Origin of the sequence: Lacisediminihabitans sp. (genome assembly GCF_036569425.1) — a bacterium.
Taxonomy (GTDB): Bacteria; Actinomycetota; Actinomycetes; order Actinomycetales; family Microbacteriaceae; genus Lacisediminihabitans.
In genome coordinates, this window is record NZ_DATCQQ010000029.1 from 1 (window position 1) to 22,287 (window position 22,287).

At 68.9% G+C, this 22,287-nt stretch carries 20 protein-coding genes; 6 read left to right on the forward strand and 14 right to left on the reverse strand.

Going from position 1 to position 22,287, the window contains the following annotated elements; all coding sequences use genetic code 11:
• The 5 genes from VIM54_RS05755 to VIM54_RS05775 form a co-directional block, all read right to left on the reverse strand.
• Nucleotides 1–1,230: MFS transporter (locus tag VIM54_RS05755; protein ID WP_331899813.1), on the reverse strand; the 1,230-nt coding region annotated here is incomplete at its 3' end.
• 153 nt (nt 1,231–1,383) lie between these two features.
• Nucleotides 1,384–1,953 (reverse strand): TetR/AcrR family transcriptional regulator, encoded by a 570-nt coding sequence (locus VIM54_RS05760; RefSeq protein WP_331899814.1) that lies wholly within the window; start codon nt 1,951–1,953, stop codon nt 1,384–1,386.
• A 90-nt stretch (nt 1,954–2,043) separates the two neighbouring features.
• The gene (locus VIM54_RS05765; RefSeq protein WP_331899815.1) at nt 2,044–2,355 is read right to left on the reverse strand and encodes a thiamine-binding protein; all 312 of its coding nucleotides are present in this window, start codon (nt 2,353–2,355) and stop codon (nt 2,044–2,046) included.
• Between the two features lie 67 nt (nt 2,356–2,422).
• Nucleotides 2,423–3,835 (reverse strand): glycosyltransferase 87 family protein, encoded by a 1,413-nt coding sequence (locus tag VIM54_RS05770; RefSeq protein WP_331899816.1) that lies wholly within the window; start codon nt 3,833–3,835, stop codon nt 2,423–2,425.
• A gap of 49 nt (nt 3,836–3,884) precedes the next feature.
• Nucleotides 3,885–4,706, reverse strand: a complete 822-nt coding sequence (locus VIM54_RS05775; RefSeq protein WP_331899817.1) for an ADP/ATP-dependent (S)-NAD(P)H-hydrate dehydratase — start codon at nt 4,704–4,706, stop codon at nt 3,885–3,887.
• Between the two features lie 40 nt (nt 4,707–4,746).
• Here VIM54_RS05775 and VIM54_RS05780 point away from each other — a divergent pair, with 40 nt between their 5' ends.
• A complete protein-coding gene (locus VIM54_RS05780; protein ID WP_331899818.1) occupies nt 4,747–5,367 on the forward strand; it encodes an HAD family phosphatase in 621 nt (206 codons plus the stop codon).
• A 3-nt stretch (nt 5,368–5,370) separates the two neighbouring features.
• Nucleotides 5,371–6,459 carry an NADH:flavin oxidoreductase/NADH oxidase gene (locus VIM54_RS05785; RefSeq protein ID WP_331899819.1) on the forward strand — a complete coding sequence of 363 codons (1,089 nt, stop codon included), beginning with the start codon at nt 5,371–5,373 and terminating at the stop codon, nt 6,457–6,459.
• A 221-nt stretch (nt 6,460–6,680) separates the two neighbouring features.
• On the opposite strand, the gene VIM54_RS05790 is transcribed toward VIM54_RS05785, so the two are convergent.
• From VIM54_RS05790 to VIM54_RS05800, 3 genes are all read right to left on the reverse strand, one after another.
• Nucleotides 6,681–7,721 carry a hemolysin family protein gene (locus VIM54_RS05790; RefSeq protein WP_331899820.1) on the reverse strand — a complete coding sequence of 347 codons (1,041 nt, stop codon included), beginning with the start codon at nt 7,719–7,721 and terminating at the stop codon, nt 6,681–6,683.
• Nucleotides 7,718–9,034, reverse strand: coding sequence for a hemolysin family protein (locus VIM54_RS05795; RefSeq protein ID WP_331899923.1), 1,317 nt, complete (start codon nt 9,032–9,034; stop codon nt 7,718–7,720). Before VIM54_RS05795 ends, VIM54_RS05790 begins: the two co-directional genes overlap by 4 nt.
• Before the next feature lie 136 nt (nt 9,035–9,170).
• On the reverse strand, nt 9,171–10,610 hold the full coding sequence (locus VIM54_RS05800; RefSeq protein WP_331899821.1) for a GuaB1 family IMP dehydrogenase-related protein: 1,440 nt from the start codon (nt 10,608–10,610) through the stop codon (nt 9,171–9,173).
• 144 nt (nt 10,611–10,754) lie between these two features.
• On the opposite strand from VIM54_RS05800, the gene VIM54_RS05805 reads away from it, so the two are divergent.
• Nucleotides 10,755–14,645 (forward strand): multifunctional oxoglutarate decarboxylase/oxoglutarate dehydrogenase thiamine pyrophosphate-binding subunit/dihydrolipoyllysine-residue succinyltransferase subunit, encoded by a 3,891-nt coding sequence (locus tag VIM54_RS05805; protein WP_331899822.1) that lies wholly within the window; start codon nt 10,755–10,757, stop codon nt 14,643–14,645.
• A gap of 148 nt (nt 14,646–14,793) precedes the next feature.
• Here VIM54_RS05805 and VIM54_RS05810 read toward each other — a convergent pair whose 3' ends face one another.
• Nucleotides 14,794–15,036, reverse strand: coding sequence for an anti-sigma factor family protein (locus VIM54_RS05810; RefSeq protein WP_331899823.1), 243 nt, complete (start codon nt 15,034–15,036; stop codon nt 14,794–14,796).
• Nucleotides 15,033–15,680, reverse strand: a complete 648-nt coding sequence (locus VIM54_RS05815; protein ID WP_331899924.1) for a sigma-70 family RNA polymerase sigma factor — start codon at nt 15,678–15,680, stop codon at nt 15,033–15,035. Before VIM54_RS05815 ends, VIM54_RS05810 begins: the two co-directional genes overlap by 4 nt.
• A 160-nt stretch (nt 15,681–15,840) precedes the next feature.
• On the opposite strand from VIM54_RS05815, the gene aroA reads away from it, so the two are divergent.
• From aroA to VIM54_RS05830, 3 genes are all read left to right on the forward strand, one after another.
• On the forward strand, nt 15,841–17,241 hold the full coding sequence (gene aroA / locus VIM54_RS05820) for a 3-phosphoshikimate 1-carboxyvinyltransferase (protein ID WP_331899824.1): 1,401 nt from the start codon (nt 15,841–15,843) through the stop codon (nt 17,239–17,241).
• A 55-nt stretch (nt 17,242–17,296) separates the two neighbouring features.
• Nucleotides 17,297–18,322 (forward strand): ribosome small subunit-dependent GTPase A, encoded by a 1,026-nt coding sequence (gene rsgA, locus VIM54_RS05825; RefSeq protein WP_331899825.1) that lies wholly within the window; start codon nt 17,297–17,299, stop codon nt 18,320–18,322.
• A 143-nt stretch (nt 18,323–18,465) separates the two neighbouring features.
• Nucleotides 18,466–19,332, forward strand: a complete 867-nt coding sequence (locus VIM54_RS05830; RefSeq protein WP_331899826.1) for an inositol monophosphatase family protein — start codon at nt 18,466–18,468, stop codon at nt 19,330–19,332.
• Between the two features lie 3 nt (nt 19,333–19,335).
• Here the strand turns inward: VIM54_RS05830 and crcB are convergent, their stop codons facing one another.
• The 4 genes from crcB to VIM54_RS05850 form a co-directional block, all read right to left on the reverse strand.
• On the reverse strand, nt 19,336–19,713 hold the full coding sequence (gene crcB / locus VIM54_RS05835; protein WP_331899827.1) for a fluoride efflux transporter CrcB: 378 nt from the start codon (nt 19,711–19,713) through the stop codon (nt 19,336–19,338).
• Nucleotides 19,710–20,180, reverse strand: coding sequence for a fluoride efflux transporter FluC (locus tag VIM54_RS05840; protein WP_331899828.1), 471 nt, complete (start codon nt 20,178–20,180; stop codon nt 19,710–19,712). The genes crcB and VIM54_RS05840 overlap by 4 nt, the downstream gene beginning before the upstream one ends.
• The gene (locus VIM54_RS05845) at nt 20,177–20,683 is read right to left on the reverse strand and encodes a universal stress protein (RefSeq protein ID WP_331899829.1); all 507 of its coding nucleotides are present in this window, start codon (nt 20,681–20,683) and stop codon (nt 20,177–20,179) included. Before VIM54_RS05845 ends, VIM54_RS05840 begins: the two co-directional genes overlap by 4 nt.
• Nucleotides 20,684–20,817: 134 nt before the next feature.
• Nucleotides 20,818–22,221 (reverse strand): MFS transporter, encoded by a 1,404-nt coding sequence (locus tag VIM54_RS05850; RefSeq protein WP_331899830.1) that lies wholly within the window; start codon nt 22,219–22,221, stop codon nt 20,818–20,820.
• Nucleotides 22,222–22,287 lie beyond the last annotated feature (66 nt).

The following is a 22,287-nucleotide window of genomic DNA, read 5'->3' on the forward strand; positions in this document are numbered from 1 at the left end:
CAGGGCGAGGGCCGGGACCTCGCCGAGCCGCCCGCCGCCGCGCCGCTGCAGCAGCAGACTCGCGAGCGCGAGGCCCAGACCGGGCACGCACAAGAGCAGGCCGATCCAGCTCGGCGAGAGGTAGCCGAGACCCGCACCGATGGCGACGCCGCCCAGGTAGGCGCCGAGGCTGTTGCCGAGGTTGAGGGCCGCGTGGTTGACGGCCGCCGCGAGCGTCTGGCTGTCGCCCGCGACATCCATCAGCCTCGTCTGGATGGCGGGTGACAGCGCCGCGGCGCCGAAGCCGACGAGGAAGGTGAACGCGAGCAGGCCGGCCACCGTGTTCGCGGTGAGCGCGAGCCCGGTGAGGGCCACCACGAACACGCCGAAGTAGGCGAAGATCGAGCCCATCACATTTCGGTCGGCGCTCCAGCCCCCGATCAGGTTGCCGATTGTCATTCCGACCCCCACGACGACGAGCACGACGGGCACGAAGATCGCCCCGAGACGGGTGACCTCCGTGACCATGGGCGAAATGTAGGTGTAGACGGCGAAGAATCCGCCGAACCCGACCGCGCCGATCAGCAGCGCGAGCCACACCTGCGCCCGGCCGAATGCCTTCAGCTCCCGTCGCATGGTCGCCCCGGCATCCCCCGGCTGGAACGGCACCAGGAAGGCGATCGCGACGAAGGTGAGCGCGAAGATGAGGGCGACGGCGAGGTAGGCGATCCGCCAGCTGGTGACCTGGCCGAGGTAGGTGATGGATGGGACGCCGATGATGTTGGCGATGGTGAGCCCGGAGAGCACTATCGCGACTCCCTTGCCCCGCTTGCCCGGCCCCATGAGGGACGCGGCGACCAGCGCCGCGACGCCGAAGTACGCGCCGTGCGGCAGCCCGGCGAGGAAGCGCGCCGCGAGCACGAGTCCGAAGCTCGGAAGCACGGCCGAGGCGATCGTGCCGACGGTGAAGGCCGCCACGAGTACGAGCAGGAGCTTCTTACGCGGGAAGCGCGCGGCCACCGCGGCGATGGTGGGCGCCCCCACGACCACCCCGAGGGCGTAGGCGGAGACCAGCCAGCCGACCTGCGCGTTTGCCGCCTCGCGGGATCGCGCGTAGAGGCCAGGGAGCAGATCGTGGGCGAGGTTGGGCAGAAGGCCCATCGCCACGAACTCGGTCGAGCCGATCGCGAAACCGCCGAGGGCGAGGGCGAGCAGCGCGAGCCGCACGCGGGTCGGGGAGAGTGCTGGCATGGCGGAGAACCGTTCTGAACTCGAGGAAGGTGGTGGGACGGCTCTTCATCGAGCGACGGGGCGGTGCTTATTCGCGACGGTGCCGTCCGCGACGGCCCGTCACCACTCTAGAACGCGACACGGCCGCACCGCCACGGCCGGTGGTCCGGCGGATCAGGCTCGAGCGCTGGCCAGCGCGGCGTCGATGAGGGTGGCGGCCGCCGCGCGGGCCTGGCTGGCCGGACCGGGGTCCCCGAAGATGCCCGCGGTGCTCTGGGCCCCCTCGGCGAGCAGCACGAGCTGGGGGGCGAGGGATCCCGGGGCTCCGGCGGATTCGACGAGCCCGGTCACATAGCTCTGGAAGTCGGCCTTGTGACGCCGGACCACCTCCGCCACGAGCGGCGCGGTCGGACCGAGCTCGCCGAACGCGTTGATGAACACGCAGCCGCGGTAGTCGCCCTGGCGGAAGCGGTCCTCGAGAAAGTCGAAGACGGCGAGCATCTTGTCCCGTGGGGAGTCCACCCGCTCGCCGAACTCGATCACACCCTGCATCCAGGACCGGTTGAGCCGCACGAGCACCTGCTCCACGATGGCGTCCTTCGACGGGAACAGCCCATAGATTCGCTTGAGGGAGATGCCCGCCTCGTTGCGCAGGTCGTCCATTCCCACCGTCTGGATTCCGCGCGCGGTGAAGAGCCGCTCGGCGGCCTCGAGGGCGAGGGCCCGGGCACTGTCGTCATCCATCGCTGCCTCCCGTCCACCTTGAGAACCTGCGTTCTCCACTATAGCCGGGCCGCTGTCAGGACCGTCGTCGGCGCACGGTGCGGCCTACGGTCACTCTGCGCGCTCGGCCGCGTCGATCGCCCGTTCCAGGCGCTCGACCTTGCCGGTGAGCTCGCCGGTGTGCCCGGGGCGGATGTCCGCCTTCAACACGAGGGACACCCGCGTGCCGAACGCGCCGACGGCATCCGTCGCCCGCTTGATCACGTCGAACACCTCGTCCCACTCCCCCTCAATCGTCGTGAACATCGCGTCGGTGTGGTTGGGCAGGCCGGACTCGCGCACCACGCGAACGGCCGCGGCGACCGCATCGTGCACCGAGTCGCCCGCCGCGCCGCTCGGCGCAATCGAAAATGCCACAAGCACGGTAACTCCCTTGTTCGGTCGGTCAGGTTGTGTCGGTCAGGTTGTGTCGGTCGGGTTGTTCGGTCGGTCAGGTTGTTCGGTCGGTCGGGGTCTCTGGGTCCAGCCTGTCACCATCGGCCGCACCATGACGATCAGCGGGCTTCTTGCCGGCCGAGAACGGCCAGACCACGGGCGGCACAGCCACGGGCGGCACAGCCGCGTCGGCCGTCGAGTCGGTGAACCACCGGTCGCCCAGCAGCCCGGGCGCGCGCCACACCGCCACAACCGACCAAACCAGCAGCACGAAATAGAGCAGGTTCCGCGCGCTCAGCACCAGGAGCATGACCGTGTTGAGGCCGATCAGGTAGCCGTACAGGTACGGGTAGATCGCCTGCGTGAGCACCGCGAGCACGAGCACGATGATCGCGGGAGTTCGGAACGACCGGCCGTGCCCCTCCAGGCGTGTGACGAGGCCGAGGATCACCGGCACGGCGAGCCAGGTGATGTATTGCGGCGACCCGACCTTGTTCACGGCGATGCACGCACAGACGAAGGCGAGGGACAGGGCGGGGAGCACCTCGAGGGAGCGCGCCCCGCGGCGCATGGCGAGCAGCGCCACGATGACCACACCGACCAGCACGAGGGCGAGCAACGGCGTCATGAGCCCGCTCGCGGTGGAGACCCCCGGCCCGCGCACCTGCCAGGTGAGCAGCACCTGGTCGTAGTAGACGTAGGTGTTCGGCACGTGCGCCCAGCCCGCCCAGAGCCAGATCGTGGAGACCGGCGCCTCGACCTGCAGGCCTCGGGCCGTCTGCTGGCCGACGAAGCTGAACACGTTGGATCCGGCGCCGAGGGCGAGGGCCGCGAGAACGATGGCGACACTCGTTGCCACACTCACCGCGACCACGCGCAGCCGGGACCTGACCGCGATGACGATCGCGGCGAGCAGCGCCGCCGGCCAGACCTTGATCCACGTCGCGATCGTGAGCAGCGCCGCGGCCGCGCCCGGCCGCTTCGCCACCTGGAGCATGCCCACGATCGCGAGCGGCACGGTGATCGAGTCGATGCGGCCGAGGGCGATGGGGCCGAGCAGCAGCAGGAAGAGCACCCACCACCAGCCGACGGCGACGTGGCGTCGCTGCCTCCCCCAGCCGACGATGAACGCGAGGGCGACCGCGTCGAGCACCATCGCGAGGCTGAGCCAGGTGCTCGAGTAGAGTTCGGGCCCGAAGGCGCGCGCCATCAGCATGGGCACGAGCGCGACGATCGGATAGACCCAGGACCCGTCGATGCCCACCCAGTAGTGGGAGACGATGGCCTGGTCTGTCCAGAACTTGTAGACGTAACTCACGTCGCCGAGAGGCAGGCCCGGCCCGTGCAGGTTGACCAGGCCGAGCCAGAGGTGCACGAGCACAAACGCGATCCAGAGCAGGATCCGGCTCGACGTGATCTCGCGAACGGAGGACGCCCAGTCCGACCTGGAGTGTGCCGGGGAGCTCATGACTGCCCAGCGTATCGTGCGGCCCTCATCCGCAGCGCGCGGGTCGCCCTCACCGCCGCACGAGGTCGGCGATCACCCGCGACACGGCCGTGGCGACATCCAGCACGACGAGGGGACCTCCCGCGCTCGCACGGTCGGCCGCGAGCCCGTGAATCACCGCCGCGGTGGCCGCCAGTCTGGCCAGTGCGCCCGGGTCGGCGGCGACTTCGTCGGCGTGGGTCGCGGCCAGCGCGCCGAGGATGCCGCCGAGCGCGTCGCCGGCGCCTGCCGTGGCGAGCCAGGGCGGTGCGCTGGAGGCGACAATCCGGGTGCCATCCGGTGCGGCGACGAAGGTCTGGTGGCCCTTGAGCAGCACGGTCACGCCGAGTTCTTCGGCGGCCCGAACCGCCCACGCGGCCGGGTTCGAGGAGACCTGGTCCCTCGTCGCGCCGACCACCCGCGCGAGCTCGCCGAAGTGCGGCGTGATCACGACGGGTCCGGCCGCCCGGCCGATCAGGTCGAGGGCGCCGGCGTCGATCACCGTGGGATGGCCGTCGGCGAGCGCAGCCGCGAGCCGCCTCGACGTCTCCTCGTCGCGCTGGGCGGCATCCGTCCCGGAGCCGAGCAGCCACGCCTGCACCCGGCCGGCCGCGGTGACCGCCTCCGGCCGGCGCTGCAGCACGAGCTGCGTCGGCCGGGCGTCGCCGAGAAAACGCACCATGCCCACCCCGGTACGCAGGGCCGCCTCCACCCCGAGCACGGCCGCGCCTGGGTAGGCGTCGGACCCGGTGATCATCCCGAGCACCCCGCGCGAGTACTTGTCGTCGTGCGCCCGCGGCATCGCGATGTGCTCCCGGGCGTCGTCCGGCGTCCAGTCGGTGAAGGTGCTCATGGGTCTCACGATAGTTTGGATGCCGAACAAGGGGAGCGCTATGGCACTGACAATCCGAGACCGCGTGGTGGTCTTCGACTACGGCGAGGTCATCTCGCGCAGCCCGAGCGAGCGCGACCGGGCCGACCTGCTGTCGGTGGCCGGCGTGCCGGACGAGGCGTTCTGGCCGCCGTACTGGGCGCACCGCGACGGGCTCGACGAGGGCACGACGAGCATCCGCGACTACTGGAGGCTCGTGGCCACAGACCTCGGAGTCGTGTGGTCGGAGGCGACGATCCACGAGCTGTGGGTTGCCGACTTCACCGGCTGGCTGAGCGTCAACCCGGCGACCTTCGAGGTGATCGCCGAACTGCACGACGGCGGCACCCGCGTGGCCCTGCTGTCGAATGCCGGGTTCGATTTCGCGAGCCCCTTCCGGTTCTCTCCGATGGCCCGCTTCTTCGAGCGAATGTTCATCAGCGCCGAGCTTTCCACGATCAAGCCGAACGCCGACATCTACCTCGAGGTGGCCCGCGAGCTCGGAATAACTCCCCAGCAAATGGTCTTCATAGATAACAAGCAGGTCAATGTCGACGGCGCTGAGGCGCTCGGCATCACCGGGCACCACTTCGTCGGTGCCGCCGAACTGCGGACTTTTCTCGAATCGATCTCAGTCAGGTAGGCCATGTCCACTCCAGCGATCTTCACTCCGTACAGCATCCGCTCGGTCACCTTCCGCAACCGCCTGTGGGTCGCCCCGATGTGTGAGTATTCGGTGGAGAAGGAGGACGGAGTGCCCACCGACTGGCACCTCGTGCACCTTGGCGGCTTCGCGAAGGGCGGCGCCGGGCTCGTCATGACCGAGGCAACCGCCGTGAGCGCCGCCGGCCGCATCTCCCCGCAGGACACCGGCATCTACACCGACGAGCAGCGCGACGTGTGGGCCAGGATCGTCGACTTCATCCACTCCCAGGATGCCGTCGCCGGCATCCAGCTCGCCCATGCGGGGCGCAAGGCGTCCACCCGCCGGCCGTGGGATGCGCAGCACGGCAGCGTGCCGGCCGACGACGGCGGTTGGACGGCCGTCGCGCCGTCCGCCATCGCCTTCGCGGGCTATGCGACCCCGGTCGCGCTCGATACGTCGGGCATCGCGCAGGTCGTGGCCGACTTCGTGGCCGCGGCTCGCCGCTCACTCGACGCCGGTTTCGACGTTCTCGAGCTGCACGCGGCGCACGGCTACCTGCTTCACCAGTTTCTCTCTCCGCTGTCGAACATCCGCACCGACGAGTACGGCGGGAGCCTGGAGAACCGTGCGCGGCTCCTGCTCGAGGTGGTGCGCGCCGTGCGCGCGGAGGCGGGAGACCCGGTTCCCGTGTTCGTGCGATTCTCCGCCACCGACTACGCGGAGGGCGGACTCGACAAGGAGCAGGTCGCGACGGTCGCGGGCTGGGCGAAGGATGCCGGCGCCGATCTCTTCGACGTGTCGAGCGGCGGGCTCGTCTCCGGCGTCACCATCCCCCTCGAGCCCGGCTACCAGGTACCCCTCGCCGACTTCGTCAAGCACGCCTCGAGCGTCGAGGTGAACGCGGTCGGACTCATCACCGACGCGCACCAGGCCGAGGAGATCGTCTCCTCCGGCAAGGCGGATGCCGTGATGCTCGGCCGGGCGATCATGCGGGATCCGCACTTCGTGCTTCGCGCCGCGCATGAACTCGGCGTCGAGCTCGACTACTGGCCGGCCCAGTATCTCCGCGCCAAGTGGCCCGCCGCTTGACCCGCTACCCACCCAGGGAGAGGGGCCGGTCGCCCATCCCCGGACGCGCATCCTTGTTCGTGATCGGCGTTCGCGATCGGCGGAGCCGGGGCGGCAAGGCTCGGGGTTCGGCGGCGTGGGTCGGGCCCGGGACTCCGTGCCACGGGTCCGCCCAAAGATGCCCGCCGAACCCCGACCCTTGTCACGGAGCCCCGGACCCTCTGTGAGGTTGGAGAGCGACCCTAGGAACGCCGAGTCGCGTCCTGCACCTCTCCGACCAGCTCCTCGATGATGTCCTCGAGAAACAGCACGCCACGGGTGGCGCCGGTCTCGTCGAACACCCTGGCGAGGTGCACGCCCGAGCGGCGCATGGCCGCGAGGGCGTCCTCGAGATCGGTGCCGCGGAAGATGGAGATGAGCTGGCGAATCCGTTTCGGCGGCACCGGCTCGGTGAACTCCACCGGATCCTCCAGGTCGAGCACGTCCTTGAGGTGCAGGTAGCCCGTGGGTTCGCCCTCGTCGTTGACGAGCACGTAGCGGGAGAATCCGCTGCGAGCCACGGCGCGTTCCACCTCCTTCGGCGTTGCCGCCTCGGAGAGACTCACGAGATCCGGCATGCCGACGGCGATGTCCTTCACCTTCTTGGTGCTGAACTCGAAGGCCGCGTTGAGCGCTCCGATGCTGTCGGTGAGCACGCCCTCCCTCGTGGACTGGGCGACGATGTTGGCCACCTCGTCCACGGTGAACGCGCTGTTGGCCTCGTTCTTCGGTTCGACCCTGAACAGCCGGAGGAATCCGTTCGCCGTGTGGTTGAGCCCGGAGATGATCGGCCGGAACACCATGGACAGGAACACGAGCGGCGGCGCGAGGATGAGGGCCGCGCGGTCCGGAACCGAGAAGGAGAGGTTCTTGGGCACCATCTCGCCGAGCACCACGTGCAGGAACGACACGACAACGAGCGCGATGACGAAACCGATGGTGCCGATCGCCTGTTCCGGCCAGCCGGTGAACCCGAGCGGCCCCTCGAGGAGGTGGTGAATCGCCGGTTCGGACACGTTGAGGATGAGCAGCGAGCACACGGTGATGCCGAGCTGGCTGGTCGCGAGCATGAGGGTCGCGTGTTCCATCGCGTACAGGGTCGACTTCGCTGCACGGCTGCCCGCCTCGGCGCGCGGCTCGATCTGCGACCGCCTGGCCGAGATCACCGCGAACTCCGCGCCGACGAAGAAGGCGTTGACCAGCAGCAGCACGGCCAGCCAGGCGAGTCCGGCCCAATCGCTCATGCTCGAACACCTCCCTCGGCCGCGCCGTCGTCGTCGATCGCGGTGGGGGTGTAGCGCACCCGGTCGATGCGTCGGCGGTCCATCCGCTCCACCCGGAATTCGCCGCCCTCGATCGCCACGACGTCGCCGACCAGCGGGAGTCGCCCGAGCTCGCTCATGATGAAGCCGCCGACGGTCTCGTACGGGCCGTCCTCCGGCACCACGACATCCGCGCGCTCCAGCAGCTCGTCCGGGCGCAGGATTCCAGGGAAGGTGAGCCAGTCCCGCGACCGCACGACGCCCGCCCGGGTGCGGTCGTGCTCGTCGGACACCTCGCCCACGAGCTCCTCCACGAGATCCTCGAGGGTGACGACGCCGGCGGTGCCGCCGTACTCGTCCACGACCACGGCCATCTGGTAGCCGCGGCCGCGAAGCTCGCCGAGCAGAATGTCGAGTTTCATGGTCTCCGGCACCCGGAGCGCCTCCGTCTGCAGCGCAGACACCGGCACGTCGGCGCGCCTGCCCCTGGGCACGGCCATAGCCTGCTTCACGTGCACGAGGCCGACGACGTCGTCGATCCCGTCGTCGACGACGGGAAACCGCGAGAAACCGGTGCTCCGCGCGAGCTCGAGCACCGTCTGCGCCGGGTCGCCCCGTTCCACGCTCGACACCCTCGGCCGCGGAGTCATCACGTCCGCGGCGATGTGCTCGCTGAACACGAGCGTGCGGGCGAGCAGGGTGGCCGTGTCACGGTCCAGGCTGCCCTCGGTCGCCGATCGACGCACGAGGGAACGCAGCTCCTCCGCGGTGCGCGCCGAGGACAGTTCCTCCTTCGGCTCGATGCCCACGGTCCGCAGGATGAGGTTGGCCGTGTTGTTGAGCACGGTGACGAACGGCCGGAACACGGTGGTGAACCCCACCTGGAAGGGGATCACGAGCTTGGCCGTGGGCAGCGGAAGGGCGAGCGCGAAGTTCTTGGGCACGAGTTCGCCGATAATCATCGAAACCAGGGTGGCGATGGCGACCGCGGCGATCGAGGCGACGACGGTGATGACGCCGCTCGGCCAGCCGATTGCCGCGAGCGGGGCGAACAGGAGCGAACTGATCGCCGGCTGCATGGTGTACCCGGTGAGCAGCGTCGTGAGGGTGATGCCGAGCTGGGCACTCGAGAGATGGGTCGAGGTGACCTTGAGCGCGCCGATCGTGAGGCCGAGGTTCTTCTCACCGCGCGCCGCACGCGACTCCAGATCGGAGCGGTTGAGGTTGACGAGCGAGAACTCCGAGGCGACGAAGAAACCGGTGCCGACGGTCAGGAGCAGGCCGATGCCCAGCATGATCAGCTCATACACGGGACTGCCTGACATCGGTCTGGCCGGCACGGCGCCTAGAGGGAGGGTCGTCCATTATTCGCTCAAGTGTACCGGAGAGAACCCGGCCTTCTCCCGGTCGTGGCATCCGCCGCGGCGCGGATCACCAGGAGACCGGGAGCGCCTTGCCCTCCTCGTAGCCTGCTGCAGACTGGATGCCGACGAGGGCACGCTCGCGGAACTGCACGAGGTCGGATGCCCCGGCGTAGGTGAACGAGCTGCGCAGGCCAGCCGTGATCATGTCGACGAGGTCTTCCACGGAGGGACGCAACGGGTCGAGGTAGATCCTCGACGAGGAGATTCCTTCGGCGAAGAGTTCCTTGCGAGCCAGCTCGTACGGGTCGAGCCGGTCGAAGCGGTCGTGCACGGCCTTGGTGGATGCCATCCCCCAGCTGTCCTTGTACAGCTCGCCGTCCTCATCCGTCTCGATGAAGCCCGGCGCCTCGATCGTGCCGGCGAACCAGGAGCCGATCATCACCGAGGACGCGCCGGCCGCGAGGGCGAGGGCGACGTCCCTCGGGTAGCGCACTCCGCCATCCGCCCAGACGTGCGCTCCGAGCTCACGGGCCGCCGCAGCCGTCTCGAGCACCGCGGAGAACTGTGGGCGCCCGACCGCGGTCATCATGCGGGTCGTGCACATCGCACCGGGACCCACGCCCACCTTGACGATGTTTGCACCCGCCGCCACGAGATCCTTCACCGCGGCCGCCGTCACGACGTTGCCGGCCACGATCGGTAGTCCGAGGTCGAGGCCGGCGACGGCCTCGATCGCACTCAGCATGCCGGCCTGGTGGCCGTGGGCGGTATCGAGCACGAGGATGTCGACCCCGGCGGCCGCGAGCGCCTTCGCCCTCCTCGCGACATCCCCGTTGATGCCGAGTGCGGCGGCGACCCGCAGGCGGCCGTACGAGTCGAGCGCGGGCGTGTAGAGGGTCGAGCGGAGCGCGCTCGTGCGGCTGAGCGTGCCCACGATGGCCCCGTGGTGCAGCACCGGGGCGAATTCGAGTTCGGCCGCGACCATCAGGTCGAAGGCGGCGCGCGCATCCGTCACGTCGTCGGCGTCGATCGACGTGAGGCGCCCGGTCAGCAGGTCGCCGAGCCGGGTCTCGGGAAGCACGGTGTCGAGGCGCGCGGCGGAGATACATCCCAGATAGGCCCCGCTCGCGTCCTTGATCACGATGCCATGGCCCTCGAGCGCGGGAATCTGGCGCAGGGCGTCTGCGACGAGTTCTTCCGGCGCGAGCACGAGCGGCGTGTCGAACGCCACCGGCTGCTCCTTCACCCACCGGATGGCCGCGTCGAGATCCTGAAGGTGCAGGTCTTGCGGCAGCACGCCGAGCCCGCCGCGCCGGGCGAGAGTCGCCGCGATCCGCGGCCCGGTCACCGAGTTCATGTTCGCCGAAATGACCGGGATGGTCGCGCCCGTGCCGTCGCCAGGGGCGAGCGAGACGGCGAGCCGACTTCCGACATCGGAGTGGCTGGGCACAAGGAACACGTCGGAGTAAGTGAGGTCGTGGCTGGGCGTCGTCTCGTAAAACTCCATGAAAATAAAGGTAATCCCTTCGGGCCACGGTCGGTGCCGCCGATCGAAAGTGATTAAGCTGGACGAGTGTGTGGCCAGCGAAGGCCGGCACCCGGTCCAACAGTGACAACGGACAGCGACAGTTAAGAGAGTGGGCGGTGGGCTGTGTCTAGCCAAGTGACCGGACTTGCAGCGGACGACGGATCCTCGGGCGAGTTCGGAGCCAACGAATGGCTCGTTGACGAGATGTATGAACGATTCATCGTCGACAAGAATTCGGTGGACCAGTCATGGTGGCCGATCCTGGAGAGCTACCACCAAATGACGACCGAAGCACCGGCAGCGGAAACAGCGCAGACCGAGACCGCGGCGCCAGCGGAGCCCGCTCCGAGCGAACCGGCACTCCAGCAGCCCCAGACCGCCGAGCAGCCCCAGGTAGCCGAGCAGCCCCAGATTCCCGAGCAACCCCAGATTCCCGAGACGATCGTCGAGGCGGCGAATGCCGAACCGGATGCCGCCCCCGAGGCCCAGAAGCCACCGGCCTCGAACGCGGCGCCGGCCACCCAGCCGATCGCCCGCACCACCTCCATCCAGCCCAAGCCCCAGCCGATCCCGGCGCAGGCACCCGCCTCCTCGACCCAGCCCCCGGCGATCACCGAAGACGCCGAGGCGGCCGAGCCGCAGGATGTGGTCTCCACCCTCAAGGGCATGTCCAAGTCGCTGGCCGCGAACATGGATGCCAGCCTCACGGTCCCGACCGCGACGAGCGTGCGCACCATCCCGGCCAAGCTCATGATCGACAACCGCATCGTGATCAACAACCACCTCAAGCGTGCCCGCGGTGGCAAGGTGTCGTTCACCCACCTCATCGCCTGGGCGATCGTCAAGACGCTCAAGGAGTTCCCGAGCCAGAACGTCTACTACGAGGAGAAGGACGGCAAGCCGTCCGTCGTGGCGCCGGCGCACCTCAACCTCGGCATCGCGATCGACCTGCCCAAGCCCGACGGCACCCGCGCTCTCCTGGTGCCGGGCATCAAGCGCACCGAGGAGATGGGCTTCAACGAATTCCTCGCCGGGTATGAAGACGTCGTCAGCCGTGCACGTGCCAACAAGCTCACCGCCCCGGACTTCCAGGGCAACACCATCTCCCTCACCAACCCCGGCGGCATCGGCACGGAGCACTCTGTGCCGCGCCTCATGCGCGGCGCGGGCTGCATCGTGGGAGCAGGCGCGCTCGAGTATCCGGCGGAGTTCCAGGGCATGTCCCAGGTCACGCTCGCGGAGCTCGGCATCGGCAAGACCATCACCCTCACCTCCACCTATGACCACCGGGTGATCCAGGGCGCCGGCTCGGGCGAGTTCCTCAAGAAGGTGCACGAGCTGCTCATCGGCGAGCGTGGTTTCTACGAGGACATCTTCTCCGACCTCCGCATCCCGTACGAGCCCATCCACTGGGCCTCGGACATCCACGTCGACCTCGCCAACCAGGTCGGCAAGACGGCCCGCGTGCAGGAGCTCATCAACTCCTTCCGCGTGCGCGGCCACCTCATGGCCGACATCGACCCGCTCGAGTATCGCCAGCGTTCGCACCCCGACCTCGATATCTCGAGCCACGGCCTCACCTTCTGGGACCTCGACCGCGAGTTCGTGACCGGCGGATTCGGCGGCAAGAAGTCCGCCCACTTGCGCGAGATCCTGGGCGTGCTTCGCGACTCATACGTGCGCACCCTCGGCATCGAGTACATGCACATCCAGGACCCGGAGCAGCGACGCTGGATCCAGGAGCATGTGGAGCAGGCGTACACGAAGCCGACGAAGGATGCCCAGCTGCGCGTTCTCGGCAAGCTCAACGAGGCCGAGGCCTTCGAGACCTTCCTGCAGACCAAATACGTGGGCCAGAAGCGATTCAGCCTCGAGGGCGGCGAGTCCACCATCGCCCTGCTCGACGCGATCCTGCAGGGCGCGGCGGACGCCGACCTCGACGAGGTCGTCATCGGCATGGCCCACCGCGGCCGCCTCAACGTGCTCACCAACATCGCCGGCAAGACCTACGGCCAGATCTTCCGGGAGTTCGAGGGCACCCAGGACCCGCGCACCGTTCAGGGTTCGGGCGACGTGAAGTACCACCTCGGCACCGAGGGCACGTTCACGAGCGCCAACGGCGACCAGATCCCCGTCTACATCGCGGCCAACCCGTCCCACCTCGAGGCCGTCGACGGCGTGCTCGAGGGAATCGTGCGTGCCAAGCAGGACCGCAAGCCGATCGGCACCTTCACCGTGCTGCCGATCATGGTCCACGGCGACGCGGCGATGGCCGGTCAGGGCATCGTGGCGGAGATCCTGCAGATGTCGCAGCTGCGGGCCTACCGCACCGGCGGCACCGTGCACGTGAACATCAACAACCAGGTCGGCTTCACGACTCCCCCCGGAGAGGGTCGCACGTCGATCTACTCCACGGACGTCGCGAAGACCATCCAGTCGCCGATCTTCCACGTGAACGGCGACGACCCGGAGGCCGTCGTGCGAGTCGCGGAACTCGCGTTCGCCTACCGCCAGCGGTTCCACCGCGACGTGGTCGTCGACGTCATCTGCTACCGCCGCCGCGGTCACAACGAGGGCGACGACCCGTCGATGACGCAGCCGCTCATGTACAACCTGATCGAGGCGAAGCGGTCGGTGCGAACCCTCTACGTCGAGGCGCTCATCGGTCGCGGCGACATCACCCAGGAGGAGTACGAGGCGGCCCACGCCGACTTCCAGGACCGCCTGGAGCGCGCGTTCGCCGAGACCCACGCGGCGCAGACCGGCTCGATTCCGATCATCGTCCAGGACGGCAATGCCGTCGCCGGTCTCGAGCGCCCGGAGTCCCAGCAGGATGACACGGCCGGCGAGCCGACGTCGACCGCCGTCAACGAGAGCGTTATTTCGCTCATCGGCGACGCGCACGACAACCCGCCGGTCGGCTTCTCGGTGCACCCCAAGCTGCAACAGCTACTCAAGAAGCGCTTCGACATGAGCCGCAACGGCTCGATCGACTGGGCCTTCGGCGAGCTTCTCGCCCTCGGGTCCCTGCTCGTCGAGGGAACGCCGGTGCGGATGGCCGGCCAGGACACGAGGCGAGGCACCTTCGTGCAGCGCCACGCCGTGCTGCACGACCGGGTGAACGGCCAGGAGTGGCTGCCCCTCGGCAACCTCAGCGGCAACCAGGCCAGGTTCTGGATCTACGACTCGCTGCTCAGCGAGTACGCGGCGATGGGCTTCGAGTACGGCTACTCGGTGGAGCGGGCGGACGCCCTCGTGCTCTGGGAGGCCCAGTTCGGCGACTTCGCCAACGGCGCCCAGACCATCATCGACGAGTTCATCTCGGCCGCCGAGCAGAAGTGGGGCCAGCGCTCGAGCGTCGTGCTGCTTCTGCCGCACGGCTACGAGGGCCAGGGACCCGACCACTCGTCGGCCCGCATCGAGCGCTACCTGCAGCTGTGCGCCGAGAACAACATGACCGTGGCGCGACCGTCGACCCCGGCGTCGTACTTCCACCTGCTGCGCCGGCAGGCCTACGCCCGGCCCCGTCGCCCGCTCATCGTCTTCACCCCGAAGGCGATGCTGCGACTGCGCGGAGCGACGAGCGATGTCGCCGACTTCACCAACGGCAAGTTCGAGCCGGTGCTCGATGACGCCCGCATCCGGGACGCCTCGGCCGTGCGCCGCGTCGTGCTGCACGCGGGCAAGATCCACTACGATCTGCTCGCCGAGGTGGAGAAGCGCGAGCAGACCGACGTCGCCCTCGTGCGGCTGGAGCAGTACTACCCGCTCCCGCAGGCCCAGCTCGACGCCGTGCTCGCCCAGTATCCGAACGCCGACCTCGTGTGGGCGCAGGACGAACCGGAGAACATGGGGGCGTGGCCGTTCATCGGACTCGAACTCGCGAAGCGGCTGAACGGACGCACGATCTCGGTCGCGTCGCGCCCGGCATCCGCGTCACCCGCCTCGGGGTCCGCCAAGCGCAGCGCCCAGGAGCAGGTCGAGCTCATCAACAAGGCCCTCACGATCGGCTAGCCATCGCCCTTCCGAGCACGGGCCGCCACGTCATCGACGAGGGCGGCCCGTCTCGTAACAGGCCGACCCCGCTCGAGCGCCACTCAGCTGCAGGCCGAGTTCGCGGCAGTGTCGGGTTGTCCCCGTTCCTGTCGGCGGCTGGCCTCGTCTAGCGGCTGGACTGCATTTCTCGCAGCCGCAGCAGAACCTGGTCGCGCAGGTCGGCCGGGGCCTTCTCCTGGCACGCCTTCTGCACCTTGAGCGTGAGCGTCAGGCCCACGAGGTGCTCCTCCGTGCAGTCCGTGCAGGTCGCCAGATGCTCGGCGATGTCCTGGGCATCCTGCTCGGCCAGCTCCTGATGCAAATACTCTTCGAGTTCGGCCTTGGCCTTGTCACAACCGCAATCGGTCATTTCTTCTTGCTCCTCGCAGTGGCAGGTCCCGCCGCCGAGATTCCGCGATCGAGCGCGTAATCGGCGAGGAGATCGCGAAGCAGACGCCTGCCACGATGCAGGCGGCTCATCACGGTCCCCACGGGGGTCTTCATAATGTCGGCGATCTCCTGGTAGGAGAAGCCCTCGACGTCGGCGAAGTACACGGCCATGCGGAAATCCTCGGGGATCGCCTGCAGGGCATCCTTCACCGCACTGTCTGGCAGGTGGTCGATCGCTTCGGCCTCGGCCGAGCGGGTCGAGCGACCCTGCGTGACAGACTCGGCCCCGCCGAGCTGCCAGTCCTCAAGATCGTCAATCGTGCCCTGGTAAGGGTCACGCTGCTTCTTGCGGTAGGTGTTGATGAACGTGTTCGTCAGGATGCGGTACAGCCAGGCCTTGAGGTTCGTGCCCTGCTGGAACTGGCCGAAGGCGGCGAACGCCTTGACGAAGGTCTCCTGCACCAGGTCGGCAGCGTCGGCCGGGTTGCGCGTCATGCGCAGGCCCGCGGCGTACAACTGGTCCATGAATGGAATGGCCTGGGTCTCGAAGAGAGCGCGCACATCCGCCTTGGCGTCCGTCTCCGCTTGCGCGGTCAATCCGCCTGTCGCGCCGCTCGCTGTCATGTTCGGCGCCGTCGTGTCTTCCGTCGAATTCGTCATCGCCGACAAGCTTACTTTGCCGGGATGTCGAGGCGCCGGGCGCACGACGCCTGGCCGTTCGAGTACGAGAGTCACCGATGTGCTTTCCGTTGCGTTCTGTGAAGTGCCGATACCCTAGTAACCGATGCAGGTATTCAAGTATTCCGGGCCAGAGTTCAATCCGTTCGGCGACGACGAGCTCGTGGTCGACGACACCCCTGGCCCCTGGCCGGCGCCCTTCGCGCCCGGGCCGCTCTCGGCGCGCCTGAGCCTGCCCGGATCGAAGTCGCTCACCAACCGCGAGCTCGTGCTCTCCGCCATCGCCGACGGTCCGTCGACGCTGCGCGCGCCGCTGCACTCGAGGGACACGGCGCTCATGATCGAGGCGCTCCGCGCGCTCGGCACGGTGATCGAGGAGCTTCCGGGCGACAACGCCTACGGCGCCGACCTGCGGATCACGCCGGCGGAACTCGCGGGCGGCACCTCGATCGACTGCGGACTCGCCGGCACCGTCATGCGATTCCTTCCCCCGGTCGCCGCCCTTGCGCTCGGCCCGGTGGCATTCGACGGCGACGCCGCCGCCCGAAAGCGTCCCATGCGCACCACGATCGACTCGCTTCGCGCCCTCGGTGTCGATGTGAACGACGACGGTCGAGGCAGGCTGCCGTTCAGCCTGTACGGCACTGGATCCGTTCGGGGTGGCGAGATCGCGATCGACGCGAGCGCGTCCAGCCAGTTCGTCTCCGGCCTGCTCCTCGTCGGGGCGCGCTTCGAGAACGGCCTCACCCTCCGGCACACCGGCGATGGCCTGCCGAGCCTCGCGCACATCGAGATGACGATCGCGACCCTCGCTCGGCGCGGCGTCACCGTGCGGAGTCCAGAGCCGGGCGTCTGGGTAGTGCCGCCCGGGCCGATCTCGGGCGCGGACATCGCCATCGAACCCGACCTCTCCAACGCGGGGCCGTTCCTCGGCGCCGCACTCGTCGCCGGCGGATCGGTCACCGTCACCGGCTGGCCGAAGGAGACGACCCAGGTGGGAGCCCAGATGGCGACCATCCTCGCCGACATGGGAGCCGTGGTGCAGTTCGAAGAGACCGGCGACGGTCTCGGTGAGCTCACCGTCACCGGTTCGGGCGCGATCCACGGCATCCATCTCGACAACGCGAGCGAACTGGCGCCGACCGTCGCCGCCCTCGCCGCTCTCGCCGACGGCGAGACGGTGCTCACCGGCATCGCCCACCTGCGCGGCCACGAGACCGACCGGCTCGCGGCGCTCAGCGCGGAAATCAATGCGATCGGCGGCGACGTGACAGAGACCGAGGACGGCCTCGTCATCCGTCCGAAGCCGATGCACGGCGGACTCTGGCACAGCTACGAGGACCACCGCATGGCCACGGCGGGGGCGCTCATCGGCCTCGCCGTGCCCGGCATCCTGGTCGACGACATCGGCACCACCGCGAAGACCCTCCCCCAGTTCGTCGAGCTCTGGATGGGCCAGACGCTCGGCCTCAGCAAGCCATCCGTCGACCCGCTCGGCCTCCTGTGATCGGCCTGCCGTGATCGGCCTCCTGTGATCGGCCTCCTGTGATCGGCGCTGCGCAGTGAGTTGGCTCACCGACGTCGACGATGACGACGACGACAAGTACGCCGACTACGAGGCGAAGTCGCGGCCGAACCCCAAGGGAAATCGGGCGCGCACCAAGATCCGCCCGGAGCACGGGGATGCGGTCACCGGTCGCGTGTTCACGGTCGACCGCGGTCGCTATTCGGTGCTCGTCGGCGAGGGCACGCCGGAGGAGCACGAGGCCACCGCCTCCCGCGCGAGCGAGTTGCGCAAGAAGGCGATCGTCACGGGCGACCTCGTCGACCTCGTCGGCGACACCTCGGGCGAGACGGGCACCCTCTCCCGAATCGTGCGCATCCAGCCTCGAACGACGGTGCTGCGACGAAGCGCGGATGACTCGGACGAGGTCGAGCGCATCATCGTCGCGAACGCCGACCAGATGCTCATCGTCGTCGCCGCGGCGAACCCGGAGCCGCGATCCCGACTCGTGGACCGCTACCTCGTCGCCGCGTTCGACGCGGGGCTCAAGCCGATCATCTGCATCACCAAGACCGACCTCGCCGACCCCACCGACTTCCTGGCGAACTTCGCGGCGCTCGACGTGACAGTCGTGCGCAGCGGCACCGACGCGATGCCGACCGAGGAGATCATGGCGCTCCTGGTGGGCCACACGACGGTGGCCGTCGGCCATTCCGGCGTGGGCAAGTCCACTCTCGTCAACGCCCTCGTGCCGGACGCCAACCGAGCGATCGGCCGGGTGAACGCGGTCACCGGGCGCGGCAGGCACACCTCGTCGTCCACGATCTCCTACCGAGTGGGCGACGGCTGGATCATCGACACGCCAGGGGTGCGTTCGTTCGGGCTCGGGCACGTCAACCCAGAAAACATCCTGCGCTCGTTCACGGACCTCGCGAAGATCGCCGAGGACTGCCCGCGCGGCTGCACCCACCTGCCGGATGCGCCGGACTGCGCGATCATCGAACGTGTCGAGGCGGGCGAACTCGGCGATGCCGGCGCCCTGCGGCTCGACTCGTTCCAGCGCCTGCTGGCCTCCCTCGCCTGACCCTCCCCCTTTCCGAAATCCATGCATTCCTCGTCCGCCCTCGGCGTGTTGGTGCCACGCAGCGGCGTGTCGGCTCGGATTGCATGGATTTCGGAAGGGGACGGAGGCCCGACCGGCGCCCGCATCTGCCATACCCTTGAGGTGTGACCGACACCGCATACTCCCTCCAGTCAGACCTTGGGCTCGCCCGTGAGCTCGCCGACATGGCCGACGCCATCTCGATGGACCGCTTTCGCGCAAACGACCTCGCGGTGTCGATGAAGCCGGACATGACCCACGTGACGGATGCCGACCGGGCCGTCGAGGCGGCCATCCGTGCCGCGCTCCGCGACAGTCGGCCACACGACTCGGTGCTCGGCGAGGAGTTCGGCGAGGTGCTCGGCGAGGAGCTCGGCGAGGAGGCCGGCGAGGAGCCGGGCGCCTCCGACGAGGCCGGTGCAGCATCCCCCCGGCAATGGATCATCGACCCGATCGACGGCACCGCCAACTACGTGCGCGGGGTTCCGGTCTGGGCGAGCCTCATCTCGCTCGCGATCGGCGGGGTGCCAGTGGTCGGCGTCGTGAGCGCACCGGCCCTCGGCAAGCGGTGGTGGGCGGCGAAGGGCCTCGGCGCCTTCATCGACGACTCCCTCGGTTCGGCCACCGGTTCGAGCGAGCGGCGGATCGCCGTCTCAGCGGTGAACACCCTCGCCGACGCGTCGATGAGCTGCAGCGGTCTCATGCGCTGGGAGCAGGCCGGCAAGCTCGACAGGTTTCTCGGCCTGGCCAGGAGCGTGTGGCGCAGCCGGGACTACGGGGACATGTGGCCGTACATGATGGTGGCGGAAGGACTCGTGGAGATCGCGGGCGAGTACGACATGAAGCCGTGGGACATCGCCGCCCTCATCCCGATCGTCGAGGAGGCCGGCGGCCGCTTCACCTCGGTGGCCGGCGAGCCCGGTCCCTGGCACGGGTCGGCGATCGCCACCAATGGGCTGCTGCACGACGAAGTCATCCAACGCCTCGCCTGAGGGTCAGAAGCGGGAACCGGCCCACAGGCCGAGGCTCGCGGCCAGCACGGAGACCACGAGCATCCCCAGCCCGGTGCCGAACGCCGCGGCGAACCGGCGGCTCTGCAGCAGCCGCACCGTCTCCACGCTCGCCGTGCTGAAGGTCGTGTAGCCGCCCATGAGGCCGGTGCCGAGTACGAGCCGCCACTCCGCCGACAGCACCCCGGTGAGCGCAAGTCCGACGAGGAAGCCAAGCACGAGCGAGCCCGTGACGTTGATCACCGTGGTGCCCAGCGGGTATGCGATGCGGATGCGGGCCCGGAGAATGCCGTCGACGGCGAGCCGGAGTGCGGCTCCGACGCCGCCCGCGACCGAGATCGCGAGAAACAGCAGGGCGCTCACTCGGTGTCCCCCGTCGGCGAGCGGCGCGCCCGCCCGGCGGCAGCCGAGACGGCGATGCCCGCCCAGGCGGCGAGTCCTCCGAGCACCACCGAGCCGAGGGAGTACGCCAGCGCGAGCCAGGCGCGGTCGGCCGCGAAGAGCAGGCTCGTGTCGGCCGCGAGCGCGCTGTAGGTCGTGAAACCGCCGAGCACCCCGGTGCCGAGAAGCAGTCGCGCGGTTCGCCGGCCGCCCTCGTCCGTGCCGCGCCTGGCGAGGTGTTCCAGCAGCACCCCGAGCGCGAAGGCCCCGACGATGTTGATGCCGAGCACGGCGATGTCGATGCCGCCGACGGGAGGAACCAGCAGGCTGAGGGCCTCGCGCAGCGCCGTTCCGACCGCCCCGCCTGCCGCGACGAGCCCCAGGTAGCGCCAGCGAAGATGGATGGGCCGCGGACCGTCGCGGCGCCCGTCGTGGGCCCTGCCCGTCAAGCGGGTTCCCAGGGCAGCGGTTCCTCGATCGACACCGGAGCCTGAGGAATGACGACGACCGGGCGGTGCTGGCGGTGGGCGAGCTGGGCCGCGACCGAGCCCCCGAAGAACTCGCGGATGCCCCGCCTCGGCGAGGTGCGCCGCGTGCCGACGACGATCATCGCGGCGTCGACGGCGTCGGCGAGGTGGGCGAGCGCGCGGGCCGGGTCGCCGGCGAGCGCGCGCGTGCTCCAGCGCACGTTCCGCGCCGCGAGAAGCGACCCGAGGTGGGCGGCGAGTTCCGGGTCGAACACCTCGTCGCGCAGCTCGGGCAGGTCGGGGTCGAACGGGAGCGATCGCACGCTCCCGTCGGCCAGCTCCTCCACCACGTAGCGACTCGTCTCCACGAACGCGCAGACGAGCTGGGCCTCGAATCGGCTGGCGAACATCGCGGCCTGGAGCACCACGTCATCCGATTGCCCTGGCACGATGCCGACGACGACGGACCTGGACTGCGTGGTCATGATTCCCGTCCTCTCCTGGCCGGCGGATGCTGACTCCAGCTTGCCAGACCGGTCGGCCGAAACACAGCAAGCCACGAGGACAGGAGAGTGCGGCCACCCCGAGGGGCGACCGCACTCTCCGTCGACTGGTGGCGCTAGACCGGACGGTGCGCGGTCGCGAGTCCGTGCTTCTTCGCGTCGGCGAAGTCCACGTCCCGCAGCGAGACTCCCTTGGTCTCGCGCAGCGTGATCACGGTGAACGCCGTGATGGCACAGGCGACCACGAGGTAGATGGCGACGGGCACCCACGACTTGTACTGCTGCAGCAGCGCCGTTGCGATGATCGGGGCGAGCGACCCGGCGAGGATCGACGTGACCTGGTAGCCGAGCGAGACCCCCGAGTAGCGCATGCGGGTGGGGAACATCTCCGACATGATGGCCGGCTGGCCGGCGTACATGAAGGCGTGGAAGCACAGCCCGATGGTGATGGCGAGCACGATGACCACGGGGTTGAGGGTGTCGAACATCGGGAAGGCGAAGAACGCCCACGTGGCGCCAAGCACCGCTCCGACGAGGTAGACGGGCTTGCGGCCGATCCGGTCGGAGAGGCGGCCGACCTGCGGGATCACGAGGAAGTGCACCGCATGCGCGATCAGCAGGGCGAGCAGGAGCTGGCTCGTGTTGTACTGATGCACCGTGACGAGGTAGACGATCGAGAAGCTCACGATGATGTAGTACAGGATGTTCTCCGCGAACCGCAGGCCCATGGCCTGGAGGATACCCTTCGGGTACTTGCGGATGACCTCGCCGACGCCATAGCTGATCGCCTTCTCGGCCTCCACCTGAGCACGCGCCTCGAGGAAGATCGGCGCCTCGCTCACGTGAGTGCGGATGTAGTAGCCGATGAGCACGATGATGGCCGAGAGCCAGAACGCCACCCTCCAGCCCCAGCTGAGGAACTGGTCGGACGGGAGGATCCACGACATCGTGAGCAGCACGAGGGTCGCGAGGAGGTTGCCCACTGGCACGGCCGCCTGCGGCCAGCTCGACCAGAATCCGCGGGACTTGTCCGGGCTGTGCTCGGCCACGAGCAGCACCGCGCCGCCCCACTCGCCGCCGACGGCGAAGCCCTGGATGAAGCGCAGGGCCACGAGCAGCGCCGGTGCCCAGTAGCCGATGGTGTTGTAGCCGGGCAGGCAGCCCATGAGGAATGTCGCGACGCCCACGAGGATGATCGTGACCTGCAGGGTGTGCTTGCGGCCGAGGCGGTCGCCGATCTGGCCGAAGACGATGCCACCGATGGGGCGCGCGATGAACCCGACCGCGTAGGTGAGGAAGGCGGCGATGATGCCGTCGAGCTGAGTGCCGGCGTTGGGGAAGAAGAAGGTGCCGAAGACGAGGCTGGCCGCCGTCGCGTAGAGAAAGAACTCGTACCACTCGACCACCGTGCCGGCCATGGACGCGGCGACGATCTTCCTGAGCCCGGAGTTCTCGGCGTTGCCGCCCCGCGATCCCCCACTGCCCGTTTCGACGGTTCCGGCGCTACTGCTGACGCTCATCTGTGTCTCCTCCAGTGTCGTCGCTGACACCTGTCGTGGGAACCCGCCGCTCTCGAGTGCTGCGCG